Annotated in this window: 16 protein-coding genes, 1 tRNA gene and 1 pseudogene; 5 read left to right on the top strand and 13 right to left on the bottom strand. The window is 38.2% G+C overall.

Going from position 1 to position 21,285, the window contains the following annotated elements:
* Positions 1-21: 21 nt before the first annotated feature.
* Positions 22-987 carry an SUMF1/EgtB/PvdO family nonheme iron enzyme gene (locus tag KYH19_RS13230; RefSeq protein ID WP_219075464.1) on the bottom strand — a complete coding sequence of 322 codons (966 nt, stop codon included), beginning with the start codon at positions 985-987 and terminating at the stop codon, positions 22-24.
* Positions 988-1,157: 170 nt separating this feature from the next.
* Positions 1,158-2,435, bottom strand: a complete 1,278-nt coding sequence (locus KYH19_RS13225; RefSeq protein WP_219075463.1) for a DUF5103 domain-containing protein — start codon at positions 2,433-2,435, stop codon at positions 1,158-1,160.
* Positions 2,436-2,795: 360 nt separating this feature from the next.
* Between KYH19_RS13225 and KYH19_RS13220 the strand changes: the two are divergent.
* Positions 2,796-4,153 (top strand): annotated as a pseudogene (locus KYH19_RS13220) (IS3 family transposase).
* 172 nt (positions 4,154-4,325) lie between these two features.
* On the opposite strand, the gene KYH19_RS13215 reads toward KYH19_RS13220, so the two are convergent.
* Complete coding sequence (locus KYH19_RS13215; protein ID WP_193421642.1) at positions 4,326-6,233, bottom strand: ABC-F family ATP-binding cassette domain-containing protein; 1,908 nt, start codon at positions 6,231-6,233, stop codon at positions 4,326-4,328.
* 166 nt (positions 6,234-6,399) lie between these two features.
* On the opposite strand from KYH19_RS13215, the gene KYH19_RS13210 reads away from it, so the two are divergent.
* From KYH19_RS13210 to KYH19_RS13200, 3 genes are all read left to right on the top strand, one after another.
* Positions 6,400-6,810, top strand: a complete 411-nt coding sequence (locus tag KYH19_RS13210) for an Rrf2 family transcriptional regulator (protein ID WP_132400714.1) — start codon at positions 6,400-6,402, stop codon at positions 6,808-6,810.
* A gap of 73 nt (positions 6,811-6,883) precedes the next feature.
* The gene (locus KYH19_RS13205) at positions 6,884-7,534 is read left to right on the top strand and encodes an NAD(P)-dependent oxidoreductase (RefSeq protein ID WP_219075462.1); all 651 of its coding nucleotides are present in this window, start codon (positions 6,884-6,886) and stop codon (positions 7,532-7,534) included.
* Between the two features lie 347 nt (positions 7,535-7,881).
* Positions 7,882-8,910, top strand: a complete 1,029-nt coding sequence (locus tag KYH19_RS13200; protein WP_219075461.1) for a quinone-dependent dihydroorotate dehydrogenase — start codon at positions 7,882-7,884, stop codon at positions 8,908-8,910.
* 316 nt (positions 8,911-9,226) lie between these two features.
* Here KYH19_RS13200 and KYH19_RS13195 read toward each other — a convergent pair whose 3' ends face one another.
* The 4 genes from KYH19_RS13195 to KYH19_RS13180 form a co-directional block, all read right to left on the bottom strand.
* The gene (locus tag KYH19_RS13195; protein ID WP_219075460.1) at positions 9,227-9,892 is read right to left on the bottom strand and encodes a DNA alkylation repair protein; all 666 of its coding nucleotides are present in this window, start codon (positions 9,890-9,892) and stop codon (positions 9,227-9,229) included.
* Positions 9,893-10,006: 114 nt separating this feature from the next.
* On the bottom strand, positions 10,007-10,177 hold the full coding sequence (locus KYH19_RS13190; RefSeq protein WP_219075459.1) for a spore protein: 171 nt from the start codon (positions 10,175-10,177) through the stop codon (positions 10,007-10,009).
* Positions 10,178-10,211: 34 nt separating this feature from the next.
* Positions 10,212-10,285 (bottom strand) — tRNA-Cys (locus KYH19_RS13185).
* 59 nt (positions 10,286-10,344) lie between these two features.
* Positions 10,345-11,091 carry an RNA methyltransferase gene (locus tag KYH19_RS13180; RefSeq protein ID WP_219075458.1) on the bottom strand — a complete coding sequence of 249 codons (747 nt, stop codon included), beginning with the start codon at positions 11,089-11,091 and terminating at the stop codon, positions 10,345-10,347.
* On the opposite strand from KYH19_RS13180, the gene KYH19_RS13175 reads away from it, so the two are divergent.
* Positions 11,082-13,505 (top strand): BamA/TamA family outer membrane protein, encoded by a 2,424-nt coding sequence (locus KYH19_RS13175; RefSeq protein ID WP_219075457.1) that lies wholly within the window; start codon positions 11,082-11,084, stop codon positions 13,503-13,505. The genes KYH19_RS13180 and KYH19_RS13175 overlap by 10 nt on opposite strands.
* Here KYH19_RS13175 and KYH19_RS13170 read toward each other — a convergent pair whose 3' ends face one another.
* The 6 genes from KYH19_RS13170 to KYH19_RS13145 form a co-directional block, all read right to left on the bottom strand.
* A complete protein-coding gene (locus tag KYH19_RS13170; protein WP_219075456.1) occupies positions 13,506-14,075 on the bottom strand; it encodes a 2'-5' RNA ligase family protein in 570 nt (189 codons plus the stop codon).
* A gap of 1,016 nt (positions 14,076-15,091) precedes the next feature.
* On the bottom strand, positions 15,092-15,622 hold the full coding sequence (locus KYH19_RS13165) for a hypothetical protein (RefSeq protein ID WP_132400738.1): 531 nt from the start codon (positions 15,620-15,622) through the stop codon (positions 15,092-15,094).
* Positions 15,619-17,937, bottom strand: coding sequence for a patatin-like phospholipase family protein (locus KYH19_RS13160; RefSeq protein ID WP_255562419.1), 2,319 nt, complete (start codon positions 17,935-17,937; stop codon positions 15,619-15,621). Before KYH19_RS13160 ends, KYH19_RS13165 begins: the two co-directional genes overlap by 4 nt.
* 28 nt (positions 17,938-17,965) lie before the next feature.
* Entirely contained in the window at positions 17,966-18,439 is a 474-nt protein-coding gene (locus KYH19_RS13155; RefSeq protein WP_219075455.1) for a TspO/MBR family protein, read from the bottom strand.
* A 320-nt stretch (positions 18,440-18,759) separates the two neighbouring features.
* Positions 18,760-19,380: a hypothetical protein gene (locus tag KYH19_RS13150; protein WP_219075454.1), complete on the bottom strand. Its 621-nt coding sequence runs from the start codon at positions 19,378-19,380 to the stop codon at positions 18,760-18,762.
* A gap of 896 nt (positions 19,381-20,276) precedes the next feature.
* The gene (locus KYH19_RS13145) at positions 20,277-21,131 is read right to left on the bottom strand and encodes an alpha/beta fold hydrolase (RefSeq protein WP_219075453.1); all 855 of its coding nucleotides are present in this window, start codon (positions 21,129-21,131) and stop codon (positions 20,277-20,279) included.
* Between the last annotated feature and the right edge of the window lie 154 nt (positions 21,132-21,285).

The following is a 21,285-nucleotide window of genomic DNA, read 5'->3' as shown; positions in this document are numbered from 1 at the left end:
TATTTTGGTTAGGTTGTGTTTTTAAAGGTCTTTTATCGGTTGCTTATTGTAATATGCATCTATATCTGCTTTTGAAGGCGCTTTTACAGGGCGTACCAGGCGCATGCCTACAAAAGGAGCTTCAGGGAACCACCAATTGCTTTTCGGAATCTGTGGATCTAATTGTTTCCATGACGGATCAGAAGCCAATCTGGCTGTTGAAGTTAAATTAGCTGGTGTTTCATCATACGAGCCGCCGCGAACTACATTGGGATAGAGTTTTTCGGGTACTGCCACCGGGTTTTCTGCAGTTTTACCTTTGCTCTTACTATAAAAATCGGGAAAGTACTGGTCATAGGTCCATTCGCTAACGTTTCCATACATGTCAAATAAACCCCATTGATTTGGTTTTTTTTGTCCTACCTGGTGTGTTTTGTTATCGCTGTTGTCTTTATACCATGCATAATCGCCTAGTTTAGTCGCATCATCACCAAAAGCATAATTGCTTTCGGTTCCGGCTTTACAGGCATATTCCCATTCTGCCTCTGTTGGTAACCGATAAAAAACACCTGTACGCACATAAAGCCATTTGCAAAACTGGATGGCATTATATTGTGTCATGGCTACTGCTGGCTGGTTCGCTTTACCCATACCAAAAGTCATATCGAGGTAGGGTTTTGTGGGCCTGGTAACGGCATCTACTTCAGCAGGAATAGCGCTTGTACTGGCTTGTTTTTCATAATCGCGGTAAAGGAAAGGCTCAAAAATATCCCAGGTTACCTCATGTTTTCCAATCCAGAAAGCATCGAGTTTAACCTCATGAACAGGTTGTTCATCTGGTTTCCCTGTTTTACTTCCCATTTTAAATTTTCCTGCTGGTATAGCCTGCATATCGAATTTTAATTTGGTTCCATTGATGGATTGTGTGTAGGAATCAGTAGAAGTTTGTGCTGAAATATGTGCACAGGGATAGACTATTAATGCTGCGGCAATTAATTTTTTAAACATAATTTTTGGTTAGAAACACTTAATTTTCCAGGTGTTTATCTGGTTAGCTTTCTGAAACACTAAAGTAAAAAACCACATTTAAAACAAAGAAAAATTATGTAACAATAAAGGTAAGTATTGCAATATTAAAAGTCAGGTTGACAATTACTATTTCGCTTCGGTCCAGTTGGTTATCTTCTGTCTGAAACTTTATTGCTTAAATTGGTATAACCAACCAGGGTATCCCAACGCGCACCAGGGCGACGATAATAAACGAAGATCTGATAGCTGTTTTCAGTCTGGAAAAATGCACCCTCAAAAGGTTTGGTTTCCATTAGTTTGGTATCTTTATTATACCAGGCATACTCATAATCGTAGAGGCCTTGTTTGAGGATCACATTGCCATAAAATTGTTTCCTGTTGGCATCGTAGAGGAGTTTATTTTCATTGCTTATGGTAAAATTGTTAAACCGGCCAACAACATAAGCATCGCCGTTAGGGCTGGGTGCCGGGGCATTTAAAGTGAATAAAACACTCATGTACTCTGCTTCTGTTTTATCGTCGCGCCCGTCGGTATTGCGGATAAAAAAGTTTCCGTTTTCATCGTACTGGTTGGCAAATGCACCTACAGTTCTGGATGCATCCTGGAAAAGTATAACATTTACGGATTGATTATCGCGATAAATATCCTTCACATTATCTGCCTTGTAACGCAAACTCCTCGTATCAAATTTCCTAAATTCGTTGTCTCCCCAAAAATCATTCGTATTGAGGTCGTTATAAACCAATTGGTTTGGCCGTACAAAGGCTGGTTTGGTATTAACCTGAATGGTATTCGCATTAAAATTCTGCATCACCACCGCTTTTATATCCTGATAGGGGTTAGGGATGGGGAAAGTATGGTTAATGGTAAAATTGATTTTTTGTTTATAATTCCTGTTTTCTACCTGCATGGAATTGTTTACTTCTGCTGCTACAGCTATCTGACTATCGAGCATGTAGAAGCGCTGCGAAATAACCGGTTTGTTTTTGTCGCCATCTAAATAGACTTTTAATATATAATTGCCGCCGATTTTGGGTTGAATTTGGGTATTGGGTAAGCTGACTTCGTAATGGGTGTATTTTCGTGTGGTGTTAGAAGAGTAGTGATAATTGATGATGCGGTCATCATTAAAACTCCCCAGATAATCAATGCTCGAAATTTTAGAAGTCTCCCATTCTGCAGTACAATGTTCAATGGTATACCAGTAATTTTGGGTGCCTGCCAGCAGGTCATCAAAAGAAAAAGTGATTGTTTCTGAAGAATTGAGCATAATAACAGGTAAACTTTGCTCTTTATTGCTGTTATAGCAAAGCACAGTTTTAATATTTGGAAGATAAATTTTATTCTCGTTGGTAAACTTTGTATCGTTTTGTGCAAAAGCTAAAGTAGAGATGAAAAATAAAACCGGAATTAATATTTTCTGCATGGCTAAAAGTAAAGTTTTATTGGGAAGTGACAAAATTGGGTTAGGGTTTGGTTGGCATGGATACATGAATTAATACGGAAGATTTTCCGGCGTATCGTCATCCCGACGGTAGTGGAGGGATCTATATAAGAAGGAAATAATTGTAAATAATACAGTGGTTTTTCTGGTTAACAGCAACCTTGAATATGCTGTCATGCTGAGGCACGAAGCATCTGCAACCTATGGAACAGATGCTTCGTACCTCAGCATGACATAACTTGAAATATTATTCTCCGTGTTTCTGCGCTTCCGTGGCAACAAAAAAAAGCCACAGAATTTGGACTGCCCCCAAAAAGTTGGACACTTTAAGAGGAGCATTTTATGAGCAGAAAAATTAAGTATAGCTTGGAATTTAAACTGGCTATCATCGGTCAGGTCTTAAGTAGAGAGAAACCTTTGGATTCAATCTCAAGGGAAAATGGTATCGAACGGCGTATGGTCTATCAGTGGGTACAGTTCTATCAACGTTTTGGCGAGGCCGGACTAATCCCCCAGTCGACAGACTATTCACTGGAAAACAAACTTGAGGTTATCCGTTACTTTATTTCCAATAAGGTATCTTTGAGGGCGGCATGCCTTCATTTTAACATCAGATGTAACAGTGTCCTATCCAATTGGTTAAGGATATACGAATCTGCTGGAGCCGAGGGACTGTCTGAAACAACAAGAGGAAAACATCGACTCATGAAGCCAAAGATTCCGAAAAAAGCACCTTCCCTGTTGACAGATCATGAACAGGTCCTGGAAGAAAACAATCGTTTACGTGCGGAGGTCGCGTTTTTAAAAAAGTTACGGGCCTTAATCCAGAAAGAAGAATCAAAGAAAAACAAAAAGCGCTGATCATTCACGGATTAAGGAATATGTTTGACCTGCCAGTGCTTTTAGAGGTGGCCGGTATGGCACGGAGCTCATTTTATTACCATATGAAATGTAATGGTACGGCCGACAGGTACGGAGTGGTTAGGGGCCGCCTCAATGAACTCTACAAGCAGCATAAAGGTAGATATGGCTATAGGCGGATGCTGCTCCAGCTGAAAAAGGAAGGGCACATCATCAACCATAAGACGGTATTGAGGCTGACTGGAGAGATGGGCCTGAAAAGTGCCGTCAGACTTAAGAAATACAGATCATATAAAGAAGAAGAGAACAAAACAGTCCCAAATATACTCAACAGGGAGTTTAACGTTGACAGGCCGTTTGAAAAATGGGCGACCGATGTCACAGAATTCAATGTAACCGGTAAGAAACTGTATCTCTCTACCATAATTGATCTGTTCAATGGAGAGATTATAAGTTATTCGCAATCCCTAAGGCCGGACTTCGGGCAGGTTACTGATATGCTGGACCAGGCATTGAAAAAAAAGCCAGGTAATGCCAAACCCATGCTGCATTCCGACCAGGGATGGCAATATAAGATGAAGAGTTACCAGGGAATCCTGCTCAAGAATGGAATTATACAGAGTATGTCGAGAAAGGGCAACTGCCTGGATAATGCTGTAATGGAAAACTTTTTTGGTACGCTAAAGTCTGAGATGTTCTACCGCAAAAAATACCTGTCGGTGGAGGAGCTGAAGGGTGATGTTGATGAGTATATTAGTTATTATAACAATAAAAGGATAAGATTGAACTTAAATGGAATGAGCCCGGTTGAATACCGGACACAAGTCTTAAATAATTAATAAGTTTGTCCAACTTTTTGGGGGCAGTCCAATTTCTGTGGCCTTAATATGCTTTTCTCGTGGTGTCAGATATTACTATCTGACACTGATCTTATTTGCATTCAAATTCTATTTTTGGATTTTCTAAGGATTACTTAACAATCAGATGGTAACATCTGACTGCACATTAAAACTAACCTTCCAGCTCCATAATCTCAGCAGCTAAACTTTCCCATTTACTTTGGCTGTTATCTAACTCTTGTTTAGTTGCTAAATAACGTTTGTTGGCTTCTGCTAATTTATCGGCTTTGGCGTAAACATTTTCATCTGCCAGTTCTGCTTCAATGTTTTTAACGTTCTGCTCCAGTTCGGTAATCAATTTCTCTGTTTTTTGCAGCTCGTCATTCAGCTTTTTCAACTGGTTCGCCGTATTGGGAGTAATTGGTTTTGGTTCTTCTTTTGGTTTTTCTGGCATTTTAACCGGAATAGGTTTCGCAGCAGGAATTACCCTTTTGCTATTCCACTCTTCATATTCGGCATAAGTACCAGGGTATTGTTTAATTTTTCCGCCTTCTATAAACCAGATTTTGTTGGCCACATTATCTAAGAAATACCTATCGTGAGATACGGCAATAAAAGTACCTTCAAATTGATCCAGTGCCTGAATCAGGATGTTTACCGATTGGATATCCAGGTGATTGGTAGGCTCATCCAGAATCAGGAAATTTGAATCTGTTGTTAAAGATTTAGCAAGGGCCACACGCGATTTTTCTCCTCCCGAAAGCACTTTGATCTTTTTGAAAACATCATCACCGGTAAAAAGGAAACAACCTAAAATACTCCGTAATTCAGTATCGCTATGTTTTGGGGCAAATGCCTGTAATTCTTCTAAAATTGAATTTTCTAAATGCAGCGACTCCAATTGGTGCTGCGCAAAGAAAGTGGTGGTAACATTATGACCCGTTTCGCAGAAACCTTCAAATTTTTCAGTTCCGGCAATCATTCTCAATAAAGTAGATTTACCCTTACCGTTGGCACCAATCAAGGCAATTTTATCACCTTTTTCAATTACACCTTCAGCATCATCTAAAATATGCACATTTGGATAACTCTTGTTGGCATGCTCTATCCGCACCACGTGTCTGCCCGATGGTTTAGAAAATTTGAAAGCAAAATTAACGGTCGGGTTATCATCATCAACATCATCAATACGCTCCATTTTGTCTAAAGCTTTCATCCGCGATTGAGCCATTTTAGCCTTGCTCGCCTTTGCTTTAAAGCGCTCAATTAAACGTTCTTCCTGTTTAATTTTGGCCTGTTGATTTTTAAATTCACCCTTTTGGATTTCTCCACGTAAGGCTTTTTCTTCCACATAGAAGCTATAGTTACCTGCATATACAGTTAACTTGCCCTTGCGCGATTCGACCGTACGGTTTACAATTTTATCTAAGAAATACCTATCGTGGGATACAATTACAATGGCACCTTCAAAACCCATTAAATAGTTTTCCAGCCATTTAATAGATGGTAAATCCATGTGGTTGGTAGGCTCATCCAGTAATAAGATATCAGGAGTTTGCAGTAATATTTTGGCCAGCATTACGCGCATACGCCACCCTCCGGAGAAGGTATTTAACGGACGTAACTGATCTGCCGTGCTAAAACCCAGACCAGCCAGAATTTCGTTAGCCCTATATTCAATGTTATAGCCATCTAAAGCTTCAAACTCTTGCTGTTTATCACTTAATTTAAATAAAACCTCTTCGCTATAATCAGTTTCGATTTTTTTAAGTAGTTCTTCAATTTCATCATGCAACTGGTTTTGGCGCTCAAAAGCTTCCATGGCCACGTGCAAAATGCTATGGTGAGAATCATAAGAAAGTAAATCCTGGTTTAAGTAGCCAATTTTCAGGTCTTTCGACATGGAAACAGTACCCGAACTAGGTGCATATTCGCCTACAATTATTTTTAAAAGTGTTGATTTTCCTGTTCCATTGGCGCCAATCAAACCGGCTCTGTCGCCAGGTTTTATGTGCCAGTTCGCGTCATCGTACAAGGCTCTTGAGCCAATCAGGAAAGTTAAATTATTTATTGAAATCATTTCGGCTGCAAAAGTACGAAATTTAAAGGCTTTTTTCAGGTGGAAAGTCAAATAGGAAAAACTGCTATCCTGAATGCAGTGACCAAGCGTTATTAGAAATTGTAAAATAAATTTTGATTCTGATAAAACCTTCTTACTTTTGTACTGTAATAAAAATAATTACAGAATGAGCAATAGCCGGTTTCCAATCTCCCTACACATTTTAACCTTATTAAATGAGGCGAAAGGTGCTGTTGTGAGTTCAGAGTATCTGGCCGGAAGTATCAATATTAATCCTGTTTTGGTCCGCAAGGAAATTATGAATTTACGGAAACATGGTTTTGTTGAAAGTAAAGAAGGTAAGGGAGGAGGTTCATTTCTGGCTAAAAGTGCCAAAGATATTAATCTGGGCGAAGTGTACCAATCGGTTAGAAGCAGCAATGTGTTGGGGCAACATAAAAATGAACCGAATCCTAAATGTCCGATCGGTAGACAGATCAATCAACATTTAGATTCCCTGTATAGCAATGCAGAGAATGCGCTAATCGCCAATTTATCAAAACAGACATTGGCAGATTTTGCCTCGGCGTTTGAATAATTTTTTTTTGGATATAACTGTAATAAAAAACATTACAATTTTATAATAATAAGTTAATTAAAAATTAAATAATATGAAAGTAGCATTAATTGGAGCCTCCGGATTTGTAGGCAAAGCGATTTTGAACGAATTAGTAAGTCGTGGAAATGAAGTGATTGCCATTGCACGCGATACCGCCAAAATTGAAAGTACCAATGATCTTGTGAATAAAATTGCTGTCGATGTTTTAGAAACGGAAAAATTAGCAGCAGCTTTAAAAGGAGCGGATGCGGTGGTAAGTGCTTTTAACGCAGGCTGGACCAACCCAAATTTATATAACGATACAGTAGAGGGTGCAAATGCCATTCAGGCTGCTGTAAAGGCATCGGGCGTTAAACGTTATATTTTTATCGGTGGAGCAGGTACTTTGCAGATTGATGGTCACCAAATCGTAGACGGACCAAACTTCCCTGCCGAGTACAAACCAGGAGCAACAGCAGTAAGAGATTATTTTAATACGCTAAAACTAGAGAAAGAATTAGATTGGTTGTTTTTTAGTCCGGCTATTGAGATGAATCAAGGCATCACTATTGGCCGCACCGGAAAATACCGCTTGGGTAAAACTAGCCCGGTTTTTAATGAAGAAGGCCGTTCTATTTTATCGGTAGAAGATTTGGCGATTGTTATTGCTGATGAGCTGGAAAATAAAGCACATCATCAGGAGCAGTTTACAGCAGCGTACTAAAAGATGGAAAAGGGAAGATGGAAAAGGGAAGATGTAGGATGGAAAATGGGTGAGGGCGGAAGTTGATTCATTGGTTTGTTCGTTGACAGGCAGGTTGCCTGGGTTCATAGTTGATGGGCGAAATGTTTGTCGCATGGATCATTGGGATTGATTACTGGTCATTCGTAATGATCACTTATGGCCATCAAACCATCAACCAAAGTTGTAGATGAAACTTGCATTTCGGCCCCCAGACCAATAAACGAATGGCAAATAAATTAGTGAACTTATAGGGATATTGAAAGATTCATCATCCATTTTACATTTTCCATCTTCCATAATTACCTATAAGTTCTTATCTTCGTGCCATGTATCGCCTTATTAAACCAATATTCTTCAAATTTGACCCTGAAAATGTACATTATTTTGTAGTCAAGCGGTTAAAGTGGTTTAATGATAAATTTCCACTGGGTAAAACCATTATCCGTAGCAGCTTTGATGTACACATTAAAGGTTTAGAACGTGAGGTTTTTGGAATAAAGTTCCGAAATCCCGTTGGCCTGGCTGCCGGATTTGATAAAAACGGTGAATATGTGGAACCGCTTAATAATTTAGGTTTCGGATTTATCGAAGTGGGTACGGTAACGCCAATGCCTCAGCCCGGAAATGATAAACCCCGAATGTTTCGTTTACCTAATGATGAAGCTTTAATCAACCGGATGGGCTTTAACAATAAAGGGGTAGATGTAATGGCCGAGCGTTTGCGTTTGCTGAAAGATAAACATCCTGACATTGTGGTGGGTGGCAATATCGGTAAAAACAAGGCTACACCAAATGAAGATGCAGTAAGCGACTATATTAAATGTTTCGATCGTCTTTTTGATGTGGTAGATTATTTTGTGGTAAATGTAAGTTCGCCAAATACGCCAGGTTTACGCGAACTGCAGGAAAAAGAACCCCTGAAAAAAATTCTGAATACCTTACAGCAGCGCAACCGTAAAAACGATATTTCGCGTCCGATTTTGTTGAAAATTGCGCCTGACTTAACTGATGCGCAATTAGATGATATTATAGAGATTGTAGCAGAAACGAAGATTGCAGGCATTATTGCCACCAATACCACCATTAGCAGGGAAAACCTGGCCACAGAGCAGCAATTAAAAGCGGAAACCGGAGGACTGAGTGGGAAACCAGTTAAAGAACGCTCTACTGAAGTCATTCGTTATCTTTCAGAAAAATCAAACAAAGCTTTCCCGATTATTGGGGTAGGTGGGATTCATTCCGCAGAAGATGCAAAAGAGAAGCTGGATGCCGGAGCATCTTTAATTCAATTGTATACTGGTTTTATATATGAGGGGCCAGGATTAATCAAAAGCATCTGTAAAGCGTTAGTTTAAGCGCGCCTTATAGTTTTATAACTGATAAACTGAAGGTGTTAAATTTATGAAAGTTTCTTTTTTATTCTCATGTAAAAACTAATCTTGCTATACGTTTTGTTAGTGTGAGGATTAATTTATTTCATAAAAATCTAAGACGTTTTTAGGTTTTGGAAATGAATGTCAGTATTTTTTGGCGGTGATCGTCCCGCTATCGCTTCAAAGCCTTGGCTCGTTCCTCGCCTGCGGGTTTTACGCTACTATCGGGTTTATCATGAAAGGTTTGTGGTGGTAATATTTCTCCTTAACTTAACTACATTCACTACTGGCTAAACAACTATTTCTGGCGGCTTACCATTTCATTAATCCATATTGGTGCGAACGGTGAAGTACAGCCTTTAGAAACGGGGTAATCACGATATATGCCAAGTTTTTCGCCGATTGCTAAGGCTCTTTCTCTATAATCAGGGTGGTTAATGCCAATTTGAGCCAATGCAGTATTCATCGTCCATTGGATTTCTGGAGCTGCTTTAGGCATTTCATTTTCAATCCGGTCGAGAATTGATGCAATGTTTATTCCTTCAGGTGCTCTGGTGATTCGTCCGCTGGTTAAGCTCCAGCCTGCGCGGGCCAGCATAACATTTCCTGAATTCATCCACTTTTCCCTGAATTGTTCCTTTTCAGGATATTCTTTAACGATGTAATTGTAAAACCAGTCTGCAGCCCAGGTAAAATTTTCTGATGCTACCATTTTCTCAATCTGTTCTGCAGATAGCACTTTTGGTTTAATGATTAAGATGGCAAGCAATCTTGCATCAATATTTTCAGTTTCCCAGAGTTGAAGTGCAAGCGCATGGTCGGTTTTGATCTTTTTGGCTATTGCCCTGATGTCGCCCATTTTAACACCAAAAATGTTTTCTCTTGCACCGTTTTTGAGGTGCATGGTACGGACCTTCTCTTCGCCGAGTGATTCTAATTTTGAAAGAGTTTCTGTAAGATTCATGGTTTTATCTTTCGTTGTTATCAAATTTAAATATTATTCAAATTTTTCGGGCATAAAAAAAAGCATCCTTTGATCAGAAGGATGCTTTAAATCTTTAAGAAGAATTTCTAAAAACTATTTTGCCAAAGTAGCTAAAACAGCATTGTTTTTAGCTAATTGATCGCTTTTAGGTTGTGCAGAGCGGCTTCCTAACTCAATGTTAGTTGCTCTCTTTAAAAAAGCCACCTCTTGGTGAGCTGTATTTTTATTTCTTCTGTCTTTTCTTTTTAATCTGGTAACTGCCATGGTAATAACCTTTTAATTATTTTATTTGTACAAATGGAGGTCGAGAGCGGATTCGAACCGCTGTAGAAGGTTTTGCAGACCTCTGCCTAGCCACTCGGCCACTCGACCCTTAAATTCAAGGCTGCAAAAATAGCAATTATTAGCTAGCCTGCAAATAATATCTCAATTTAATTTCGAACTCTCACTAACTCAGCGCAAAAGATTGCGGCACTTACAGCTACATTTAAAGATTCTGCCTCCCCAATTTTTGGAATGGTAACCGGTTTATTTATTTTTTTGATCACTTCAGGCGATATTCCCTTTCCTTCATTTCCTAAAATCACCAATCCTTCAGTTCCCCATTGCGTTTTGTAAATCGATTCGCCATCTAACAATGCACCGAATACAGGAATGGTATTCTTCTCTAACAATGCTGGTAAATCTGCTTCATAAACATTTATCCGTGCCAAAGAGCCCATGGTAGCCTGTACCGTTTTTGGGTTAAATACTTCTACAGAGTCGGCAGAACAGATTATATTTTTAACACCAAACCAATCTGCCGTACGGATAATGGTGCCCATATTGCCCGGATCCTGAACACCATCTAACACTAAAGTGAACTCATTTTTCAACTCTTTTAGATCCAATTCCTTGTTTTTGGGGATGTGGACCAACGCTAAAAAGCCTTGTGGTGTTTGCAGCGTACTAATCTTGTCTAATTCGGCGTTCTTTACTTCAAATAAGTTTATATTTGCGGGTAATTTGGGTAACAAATTGTATTGTTCGCTGTTGTAAAATATAGTGTGGATCTGGTAGCTTGATTGGAAAAATTCTTGTATGGATTTTATACCTTCAACAATAAACAAACCATGTTCTTTACGATATTTTTTTTGATGTAACGATTTTATAAAACTAATCTGTGATTTTGAAAGCATACCAAAACTCAATAAATATTAAACTGAAAAGCACTGCAATATTACTATTTATTATTGTTTTAATTCAGGCCTGCTCATCAACTAAATACATTGCCGACTATCAATCGATAGTGAAAAAGGTAACTATTGACAGTGTTGATGCTAAGTTTGAAGAACAGGCTTATAATTATGTTCAGAAAGATATCAGGCCAGCTTCTAAGCTGAGTATTCAGGTGCCGTTATATAACCTGTTTAATACTAAAGATGGCCGGTATAAAACCAGTGATATTAAGCCCTTTGGTACGCCTCCAGCCATTTTAGATAGCACGCTGGTCGAAATTTCCAGAACACAGATCCAGAAGTTTTTAAAAAGTAAGGGCTACCGCCAGGCCGAAGTAACTTCTGCTATAAAGATTGCAGATAAAAAAGCCGAAATTGTATTCAGTGCAAAACCCGGGCCTGCTTATCTTATTGATAAACTTTCAGATTCAATACCAAATACAAATATTAAAAACCTTTACGAATCGAATAAGGCTAAAATAACCCATTTACACAAGGGAATGCAGTATGATGAAGACTCTTTAACGTATGAAAGGGAACAGATTTATCGCATCATGAAAGAAAATGGATATTTTTATTTCTTAAGACCGTATGTTAATTTCGACGTTTACGGTGCGGAGCCTACTTCTAAAACCAATAAAATTGATCTTAACCTAAATGTAGCCAACCCTAACGACGGCGAACATAAGCAGTTCAATATTGGATATACTCACATGATTATTGCACCTAACCCTGATGGTTTTCCTGATTCAGTGCGTTATAAGCTCAGCAAAGACACGGTTAACGGCATTATATTCACCGATTTTTCCAAACGCTACCGCAGAAACCCAATTGTGAGGTATGATTTTCTGAAGCAAGGCGACCTTTACGATATCCGGAATGAAAACCTCACTTACGATCGGTTATATGAACTTAATATTTTCAAAAATGTAAAGATCGATTATTTCAGGAGAGATAGTACCTCAAATAAAGTAAATGCTGTAATCCAGCTTATTCCACAAAAGGTGATGACTAACCGTGTGGAAGGTGAGGTGCCGTTTAATGGAGGTACTGTAGGGTTTACTCTCGGAAATACCTATACCAATAATAACATTTTCAGAGGAGCAGAACGATTTGAACTTCAGGTAAAAGGTGGTTTGCAATCAAGAATTGGCAATGGCGCTAAACCCTTTAGTGATATTTATCAGCGCGATTTTTCAATCAGTGCCAGTATTACGGTACCCAGATTAATGATTCCTTTTTACAATCCGGTTTTGGGTGGCAATGGAATGCCGCACACTACTTTTTCAAGCAGTTATATTTATGCTTTGCAAAAAGATGTATCAGTAAGAAGAATTTTTATCAATTCGATCACTTATGATTGGTTTGAAACCAAATCTAAGTTACACTCTTTTACCCCATTAAATTTCGAATACCGTTTTGGTAATTTAGATCCGAATGTTGATGCTCAAACCGTATTGAATAACCTGTATTACTCAACATTGTTAGGTCGTAAAGATTTAACCCTGGGAATGAAATATACTTATACCTTAAATGCAAATAAGCTAAATGAATACCGGTCTTTTGTTTATTTAAGGGCAGGGATGGACATTGCGGGTAATATGTTGCAGGGCATATCTAAATTAAGTGGCAATAAAAACGATCCTGCCAACAACGATCCTGCAAAAATATTGGGTTTGCCATTTAACCAATATATGCGCCCGGAGGTTGACTTAAGGTGGTACAAACACTTGGGTGGGGAGCGGCAGTTTGTTGCCCGCTTAAACGCAGGCGTAGCTTACGCCTATGGAAATTCGGTGTTAACAGGTATTCCATTCGAAAAGCAGTTTTTTGCTGGTGGATCGAGCGGAATAAGGGCCTGGCAGGCAAGAACCATCGGGCCTGGTAACTACGATAGAGGTCTTTTAAGAAGTGATACACTCAGAAGGGCATTTTTTGGGCTTGATCAGCTTGGAACCATGCGGATTGAGACCAATTTTGAATACCGTTTTACCGTTGCCAAGAAGTTTCTTGGTGCAACATTGAAAGGTGCAGCTTTTGTTGATATTGGTAACGTCTGGAACCTACGTAAAGGCGAATCAATCCTCGTTTCAACGCCAACACTTGATGAACAAACCGTATTTAGATTAAGTAAATTTGCACAGCAGCTGGCTGTTGGAACAGGTGTAGGATTGAGATACGATGTGCAATATTTTGTGTTTAGGTTTGATGTGGGCTTAAAGCTTAAAGATCCTCAGTTCTCGGGTTCGGATCAATGGGTAATCAGTAAGTTTTTATCCGGAGCGAGAGATTTTAAAGATACTTACAATGCTACACACGGACCTGATACCTATCGTTTTATACAATACAATTTTGGTATAGGTATGCCGTTTTAATTAACCAAAAAGGCTTAAAGCTTTGGGTTTTGTATCGGGATCTTTAAAAGAGAATTCTTTAAAGGGCTGCCATCTTTTATCCATATGCTTGTAAACAGAAAAGGATGAAACCGGGAACTCACGTTTAAATTTACGGTCTTTAAATTCAGCAGAAATCTGTTTGAAAACGGGTGGATTTACATCTCTGAAAGCCAAAGTTAAATGTGGATTGAATTTTTCTTTTTTTTCGATCAATTTTAAAGGTTTTAGTGCTTTGGTTATCTGATTTTCCAGGAGCATTAATCCTTCATTTTGTTCAACGTCGAGATAAAAGGTATGTTCCGAAAAAGAATTGAAATTTCGGAGTACTTGTGTAAAGGGTTGATGAAAGGAAGCATCTGTTAAAGCTTCGAAAAAACTTTTTTCCGTATTGTAATCCGACAATTTTACCGGAGGGTATAAGGTAATATGTGCCGGACGTTTTAATGATTCGTGCACATTAAATTTATCTGAAATGTAGGTTCTGATATCGTTTATATCTTCTGTAATAGAAATGGGAGGGACTAAACATACTAAATATAGATTTTCCATAAATCAAATTTACTAAAAAAATTAGTAAATTAAAAATGATTATACTGATTATTCTTGTCTGCCGAACCAAAGTTTTTTGTAAAGCAATTTTAGAAGCTTTTAGCTTACAGCAGTCCCGCTCCCGCTTCTGCCGATGAAGAATCGGCATCTCGCTTCGATCGGGTTTAGGAGGCTTAAAATGTGCTACTATTGAGGATGAAATAAACCCGACCGACAGCGTTATCCCGATTTAGATGGTATTTTATTATCGTTTAATTTATCGGGATTAAGCAAAGGGCGGGACTAGCGGAACCTAAGCACCGCAGGCCTTGTTTTTCTAAAAAATAGAAATTGCATTAAACCTTTCGTGATAAACAATGAATTTAATCGTTAAAAACGATTTGTTATTTTCACACTCGTTGGAAACGAGCGTGAGCATGAATTCCAATCGAACCAGAAAGATCCTGAAATAAATTACCTTCGGTGAGCTCGCTAAGGCTCGGTTCAGGATGACGATCGTTTATGCAATTGTTCTCTCTTATTGCCGTGGTCTATGTCCTCACAGTTCACTGAAGTTTTTTGCCACAGAAGCACAGATTAACACGGAGGGATTCCACGAAACGGACCTATGTTCAATAAACCCGACCGACAGCGTTATCCCGATTTAGTTGATATTTTATTATCGTTAAATTTATCGGGATTAAGCAAAGGGCGGGACTGGCGGAATAGAAGAACTGCAGGCCTTGCTTTTCTAAAAAAAAATAGAAATTGCATTAAACCTTTCGTGATAAACAATAAAGTTAATCGTTAAAAACGATTTGTTATTTTCACACTCGTTAGAAACGAGCGTGAGCATGAATGTAGAGCCAGTACGAGCAATCTTCGTTTTTCTTTTTTACACCTTTCTTAACAATTCGCAAGCCATGTATAAAGATGCTTCGCCGGCTGAAGAAGCCGTCTCGCAATGACGGTTTATTTAGAGTTGTCAACTTTCATATCTAGTTTACTAGAAAGTTGACAACTCTTCTCTGGATGCATCAAATTAGGTTCTTCAACCCATCAAATATACTTTCGAAAAAGGTAGAAAGGTTTAGTCCGTTACTGTGGTTAAAATATACAAATACCAAAAACACAATCACCACAAATATGATGAGCTTGCGGAAGGCGAAGGCAATTATAATGAGTGCTATGGGGATGATAAACAGCCACAAACTATTGATGGCGTAAGGACTTAAATCGGTATCTTTTTTATACACATATACCAATTTGCTGTGTGTACCGGTATCGTTCTGGTGTTTAATGTAAACGAATGTAGATTTATCGATTGGCAGTGGCAGCACGGCAATACCATCGTTAAATTTTAAAATCTGCGTGAAACCGCTTACGCTGAAGGTGTATGTTCCGTTTATATTTTCGTTAGGGTTATTCAACGAATCGGCTGCAATAATGGCTAGTTTATTGTTTTTAAGCAGGTTTTCTTTTACCAGAAAATTATTGATTGCTGCATTTTGGGCAAAGCCGGAAAAGCCGATTAAACACAGGGATAATAAGACTAAGATTCGTTTCATTCGATAGAACGTTTATTGTAAATTAAATAACCGATATGCAATAATACACCATTTCTTTTAACTGCATCATTATATAAATTATAACTTAAGCTTACGGGGCCAAGTGGAGAATGATAAACTAAACCTGCAGTGGCCGCATAGCGTAATTTTGTAATCGCTTTTGCGTAATCTACATCCTGGAAATTGTTCAGCTCAAACTCTTTATGTGGCAAAAATAAATATCCTTCCAATCTAAAATCGAGATTTTTTTTAACATTATAAATGTTTTTTATTCCGCCAGCTGCGTAAGTAGTTGCCCTAAACTTATCCAGAAATAGCGAGCGGCTATCTTGCAGGGGGTAAAAGGCCGGAGCGGTTAAAAGTGTTGCGTAGTAGTTGCTAAATAAGGGTTGGTTTGAGATAACGCCTTCAACTATATAACCCAAAGTATATTTTTTAAGGTGTAAAAAATAGTTTTCCTGGGTAAGCTTAATGCTTCCCCAATGGTGCAGCTGGCTAAGCTCAGGAATTTTTACAAAACCCGCAGTATTGCGGAAAATATTACCTGGATTGTAGTTCTCACGGCCCGTGGTATAATTAAAACTTAATGAGAAGCTTTGCCCGTTGGTGGCATATTGTTTCCGGTTAAGGGAGTTTTTTTCTAAATTTAATGAGCCTCTGAAGCCATTAAATATTGTTTGATCTAATAAATCGCCTACCGCAAAAGCATTATATGGACTGTAACGGTCGTTGTTGTTGATAAATGTAGCATGGAGGACGACTTTAGTGTTGTAATTCAGGGGCATTCCCATCATCAGGTCAATCTTCCGGTCTGATTGTTCGATATAAATAGGATGTGGGTTCTCGATAAATATCTGGCTGGTATTGTAGAAATTCCAGTGGTTATAGGTTAATTCGGCAGCGAGAAACAATGGCAGCTTAGTTGGATAATCTACCCGGCCGTTCAGCTGCACCGATTCGTAAAAGCGACCAGAATAAAAGCTGGTTCCAAAAGTATACGATTTTCGGTTAAGGTAATTGTACTGGGCACCCAAAAAAACATTGCTGATGGGCCTGGTGGAAATATTGCCGCCTAGTTCGAGCTTAAAGCTCTTTTTAGGCTGTGCCACCACTTCAAAAGTATAACTGTCTGTGGCAGCCTGATAAGAAATTTTAGGATATACCGTTTCGAAAGTCTGGTCGGCAACCAGTTTGTAATAGCCCCTTCTGATATCCTTCAGATCAAAAGTGGTTTTGTCACTTTTAAAAAGCCTTTCTACATATTTTTTTTGTTGTGCATTAACCCCTGATACGGTAACGTTGCTAAACTTTAATTCAGGTTTTTTTGCATTAAATTTTTCTCTTCTTTTTGCCAGTTCTTCATCACTTACTCTTTTGCTGATTAACGCTTTAATTCTTGGCATATCGGCCATGGTTGCATCATATCCTTTTTTGATCAGCTCTGCTACAGGGGCAAAATTAGTTGTGCTATAAGTAGCTAAATCTGGTTGGATGTATACCCCATTTTTACCGATCATGGTAGAGTCTGATTTGGATAGAAACATGTAAACCAGAAAACGGTTCATTAAACGATCGTCGATGTTTTTAGGGTATTCGTTATACGTTTTAGAAGAAACATTGGCGCCAATTACATAATCGGGCTTGAAATCTCTTTCCATTACATCGGCAGGGAAATTATTATAGAGTCCACCGTCGAAAACATATTTTCCGTCTAATTTAATTGGCCGGTAGATAATGGGTACCGTCATGGTGGCCCTAACTGCTTCAGCTAAACTTCCTTTGCTTACCGTTATGCTTTTTTGCGAAAGCACATCGGCCACCATACAGCGATAGGGAACAAAAAGGTTGTCGAAATTGTCTTTTGATACTGCAGAAGCCTGAGAGAAAAGCTCAAGAAAAGCAAAATTTAATGGAATATCATTAATCAGGTTAGAGCGGAAACTAAAATGAAAACCGGTATCAATAGCCACTTTTGCAGTTAGCATGGAGGCATTAGGCGCATTTTTCTGGAAGTAATAAGTATAGTCGCTTGTGTACCGGCCATTTACCCAATTCTGGAAGTCGTTGCTCAACGCAATTTTTTCTATCTCTGCAGGACTATAACCTGCAGCATACATAGCACCAACAATGCCACCCATCGATGTGCCGGTGATGTAATCAATAGGGATGTGGTTTTCTTCTAAAGCCTTTAACGTGCCAATGTGCGACAATCCTTTTGCACCGCCCCCGCTAAATACAAGACCTACCTTTTGCGCCTGCAATTGGCTACAGCACAGAACGAACAGGATCAGCAAATATCTTTTAAAAGTTACCACTCTCTAAAAATAGGGTTTTCTTTTAAAATTAGTTCAATATGAAAATGTTATAAGTTAAAATTGTGGCAAAACTTACCCAAATGAAATATGGAATAAAAATCAGTCCTGCCCATTTGTTTATTTTATAGAACATAACTGCATTGATGACAATGAAAATTAACAGTAAAATAATTTCAGCCAGCGCAAAGCCAACTTCGTGAAGGTAGAAGAAAATGAAAGACCAGCCTAAATTTAAAATTAACTGGATAAGGTAAATGGCAACTGTTCGGGGGAAATGGACTATTTTATCACGTCTTATCCAAACGAGGTAAGCAGCGATTCCAATAAGTATATAAAGTGTTGTCCAAACAGGTGCAAAAAGCCAATTTGGTGGATTAAAGGATGGTTTATTTAATGTTGGATACCAGGTTTTTACCGATTGAGCGGTTGCCCATCCTCCTAAAGCACCAACACCCAGTGTAATGGCTATATTAATAATAAAAGCTAGTGGTTTAAATTTCATTGCGCCAAATTTGGGGTTAAACAAAGGTAAATCCTAAATGTTTTATTACCTGCCAATGCCTGGGACAACAGGCAGGCTTTCAGTGTCGTCATTTCCGATACTTTGTACGGCAAATAAATAATTGTCTTTACTATTATAGTAAAAAAAATTAGGAGTGAGTGTGTTTTTTTCATCTGTCGGTTTCAGAAATGATGCTTTATTTAAAACGAATATATTGAATGATTTCTTGAATACGTGCCGCTTAAATTCAATCTCTTGTAACATTTTGGGCATAAAAAAGCCCTTTGAACAAATCAAAGGGCCTGAATTTAATTTTAATATTACTTTGCTGCAGTTAATGCAGGTTCTTGTATTCGGTTCCAGTTGCCAAAAGCTTTTTTTGCTGAAGCTTTGGCTGTATTTAATTCCACATCACCTGCAATGGTTAAAAACGTTTTTTCCGGAGATATCTGGCTATAAAAACTTTTTACATCCGCTAAAGTTAATGCATTGATCGAATTTTCATTTACCGATTGATCATAATCATAATCATTTGCTTGTAAGCTGGTTATCAATTTAGCTTTTGCAATGTTGAAAGTTTTTTGATCGATTGTTGCGTTGCGGATCAAAGAAGCCATTTCAGTTAAATCTTTTCCAAGATCGGCACTAGCGGTAGCCAGTTTGCCACTGTTATCTTTAAAACTGATGTTCGCATTTTTGCACACATTTTCATTTAATACGGCATTTAATAACTCAACTACGCCATCTTTTTGATTACTGAATGCTTGAGCATCTAAAGTAAAGCTGGAATAAGCCTTTGGCGACCTGTTGTTTTCAGAGATGATAATGTTCATGCCATTTTTAAGTTTATAGCTTACAGGCTCCTTAAAGGTTTGTGCTCCAGCTGTATAAGCCGAGAAGATGGCAAAGGCCAAAATTGCAATTGTTTTAATTCTGTTCATTTTATTTTTTATGGATAATAGGATACATTTATTGAATAATGTTGAATTAATATAAGTCTGACTAGTTCCTGGGCATTATTTAAAGTAAATAAAGACAAGAAATCAGAGACGAATGCGCTTATATACGTGAAGAAAATCGGATCGGATTTCTGCAAATGTATATTTTATTCATTTTGTTCATTACTTATTCAGTTCAAATATTCCTGCTGGCTATGCATCGATTCATTTGTGACGTAAATCTGATAATATTGCCTGTTTATCATTCACTTAGCTGCGAAAGAAACTTTTAGAATTAAATCTTAAGAAATTGACTGGTTAATAATATTTGGTAGTCAGGGATATGAAATGCTAAACGTATTGCCTTTATTTCTTTTAACCATTTAATGGTAAGGCTAAACTAAATGTACGTTTGCAGGCGATTGAGGAAGGTAGGTTAGAGGCTGTATCATAAATTGTAATTCAATTGAATTTGTCTCGTTGAGCTCAGCCTGTACTGAGCTTGATGAAGTATCGAAATGCCTTGTTAAGTATTTAAAACAGGTCCTTCAAGAGGCTACCATTGACAGACTCCAATAGAATGGTCGTCATCTCGACCGGAGCAACGCGAAGTGGAGAGATCTATTTAGTTAGATTTAGCTTCGCTGAGCACTTCGTGGTTCTCGACTGCGTTGCACTCCGCTCGAAATGACGGTAACCAGAGGGGTTTTTACGCATAGAATAATACTGTTATTTATATTGATTTTTATGAAATAAATTAACCCTCAGGATGACAATTCTATATTTTGAGACAGCCTTATCCGATATAATTAATTGCGATGACCATGCAAAAAGGTCAGAAAAGAAGTGAAGGCATTTTTGATCAATAACCTATACTTTCTTTGTTACCATGTTTTAAATTAATGGTGGGCGAAATTTTCTGGTGTATGCCGATGATCTGATGCTGATTTTGAACTGATATCTTCTATAAAGTTCTTTATTTCCCTTATTGTTTCTTCCGGTTCGCTAATATGCGGAAAGTGACCAGTAGCTTTCATCACAACCAAAAAATTGTCTGGCGTATTTTTATGAATAAATTCTCCAACCGATAATGGAGATATGACATCGTTAGTACCTTGCAAGGTAAGACTTGGTACTTCGAGGTTTTTTAATTTGTCTCTGTAATCTGCTTTAAAGGTGGCCATTGCAAAGGCCAGGGCCACACTTGGGTCTGTAGCTTCAAAACACTCCTGTAAAAAATCAGATAATTCGGGTCTGAAAGGGCTGTCCATCACCACTGGAGCCAATTGTTTGCTCCAGGCTACATAATCATGGGCAATATGTTCAAAAATGGTTTCAATATCGCTTGCATTAAATCCGCCGATGTAGTTATGATCGTTTAAATATCTTGGCGAAGGACCAATAAAAATAAGTTTTTTAAATGCTTCAGGCATTTGTAATGCGGCAATCATGCCAATCATACTGCTAACCGAGTGTCCAACAAATATAATGTTCTTCAGATTAAGTGCTTCTATGATTTCAATTACATCACAGGCATATCCTTCAAGAGTAGCATATTTCCGTTGCTCGTATTGGCTTAGGTCTGAATCGCCCGATCCTACATAATCAAATAGGATTACCTTGTAATCTTTCAGAAAAGCATCTGTAATAAATTTCCAGGAACTTTGCGCACAGCCAAAGCCATGAGCAAATACAATAACCTGGCTACCTTCGCCAAGGATTTTTACGTTATTTCTAAGCAGTATAGGGTGCAAAATGTTTGATTTTAAAATTTTGAATTAAGTTAAATAATGTAACGGATTTTTTATGAAAAAATAAAAAATGAACAAAACGCATACTGTAATCTGTGAACAGGCATCGACTTCAATTTAAATCTTCTTAATTCCTTAATGGTCAAATGTTTGTTTG

The organism is Pedobacter sp. D749 (genome assembly GCF_019317285.1).
Classification (GTDB): Bacteria; Bacteroidota; Bacteroidia; order Sphingobacteriales; family Sphingobacteriaceae; genus Pedobacter.
This window is presented reverse-complemented; position numbering and strand designations above follow the sequence as displayed.

Excerpts from the sequence above, each read along its gene's own strand:
- KYH19_RS13230 (WP_219075464.1), bottom strand. The coding sequence starts at position 987 with ATGTTTAAAAAATTAATTGCCGCAGCATTAATAGTCTATCCCTGTGCA.
- KYH19_RS13225 (WP_219075463.1), bottom strand. The coding sequence starts at position 2,435 with ATGCAGAAAATATTAATTCCGGTTTTATTTTTCATCTCTACTTTAGCT.
- KYH19_RS13215 (WP_193421642.1), bottom strand. The coding sequence starts at position 6,233 with ATGATTTCAATAAATAATTTAACTTTCCTGATTGGCTCAAGAGCCTTG.
- KYH19_RS13210 (WP_132400714.1), top strand. The coding sequence starts at position 6,400 with ATGAGCAATAGCCGGTTTCCAATCTCCCTACACATTTTAACCTTATTA.
- KYH19_RS13205 (WP_219075462.1), top strand. The coding sequence starts at position 6,884 with ATGAAAGTAGCATTAATTGGAGCCTCCGGATTTGTAGGCAAAGCGATT.
- KYH19_RS13200 (WP_219075461.1), top strand. The coding sequence starts at position 7,882 with ATGTATCGCCTTATTAAACCAATATTCTTCAAATTTGACCCTGAAAAT.
- KYH19_RS13195 (WP_219075460.1), bottom strand. The coding sequence starts at position 9,892 with ATGAATCTTACAGAAACTCTTTCAAAATTAGAATCACTCGGCGAAGAG.
- KYH19_RS13190 (WP_219075459.1), bottom strand. The coding sequence starts at position 10,177 with ATGGCAGTTACCAGATTAAAAAGAAAAGACAGAAGAAATAAAAATACA.
- KYH19_RS13180 (WP_219075458.1), bottom strand. The coding sequence starts at position 11,091 with ATGCTTTCAAAATCACAGATTAGTTTTATAAAATCGTTACATCAAAAA.
- KYH19_RS13170 (WP_219075456.1), bottom strand. The coding sequence starts at position 14,075 with ATGGAAAATCTATATTTAGTATGTTTAGTCCCTCCCATTTCTATTACA.
- KYH19_RS13165 (WP_132400738.1), bottom strand. The coding sequence starts at position 15,622 with ATGAAACGAATCTTAGTCTTATTATCCCTGTGTTTAATCGGCTTTTCC.
- KYH19_RS13155 (WP_219075455.1), bottom strand. The coding sequence starts at position 18,439 with ATGAAATTTAAACCACTAGCTTTTATTATTAATATAGCCATTACACTG.
- KYH19_RS13150 (WP_219075454.1), bottom strand. The coding sequence starts at position 19,380 with ATGAACAGAATTAAAACAATTGCAATTTTGGCCTTTGCCATCTTCTCG.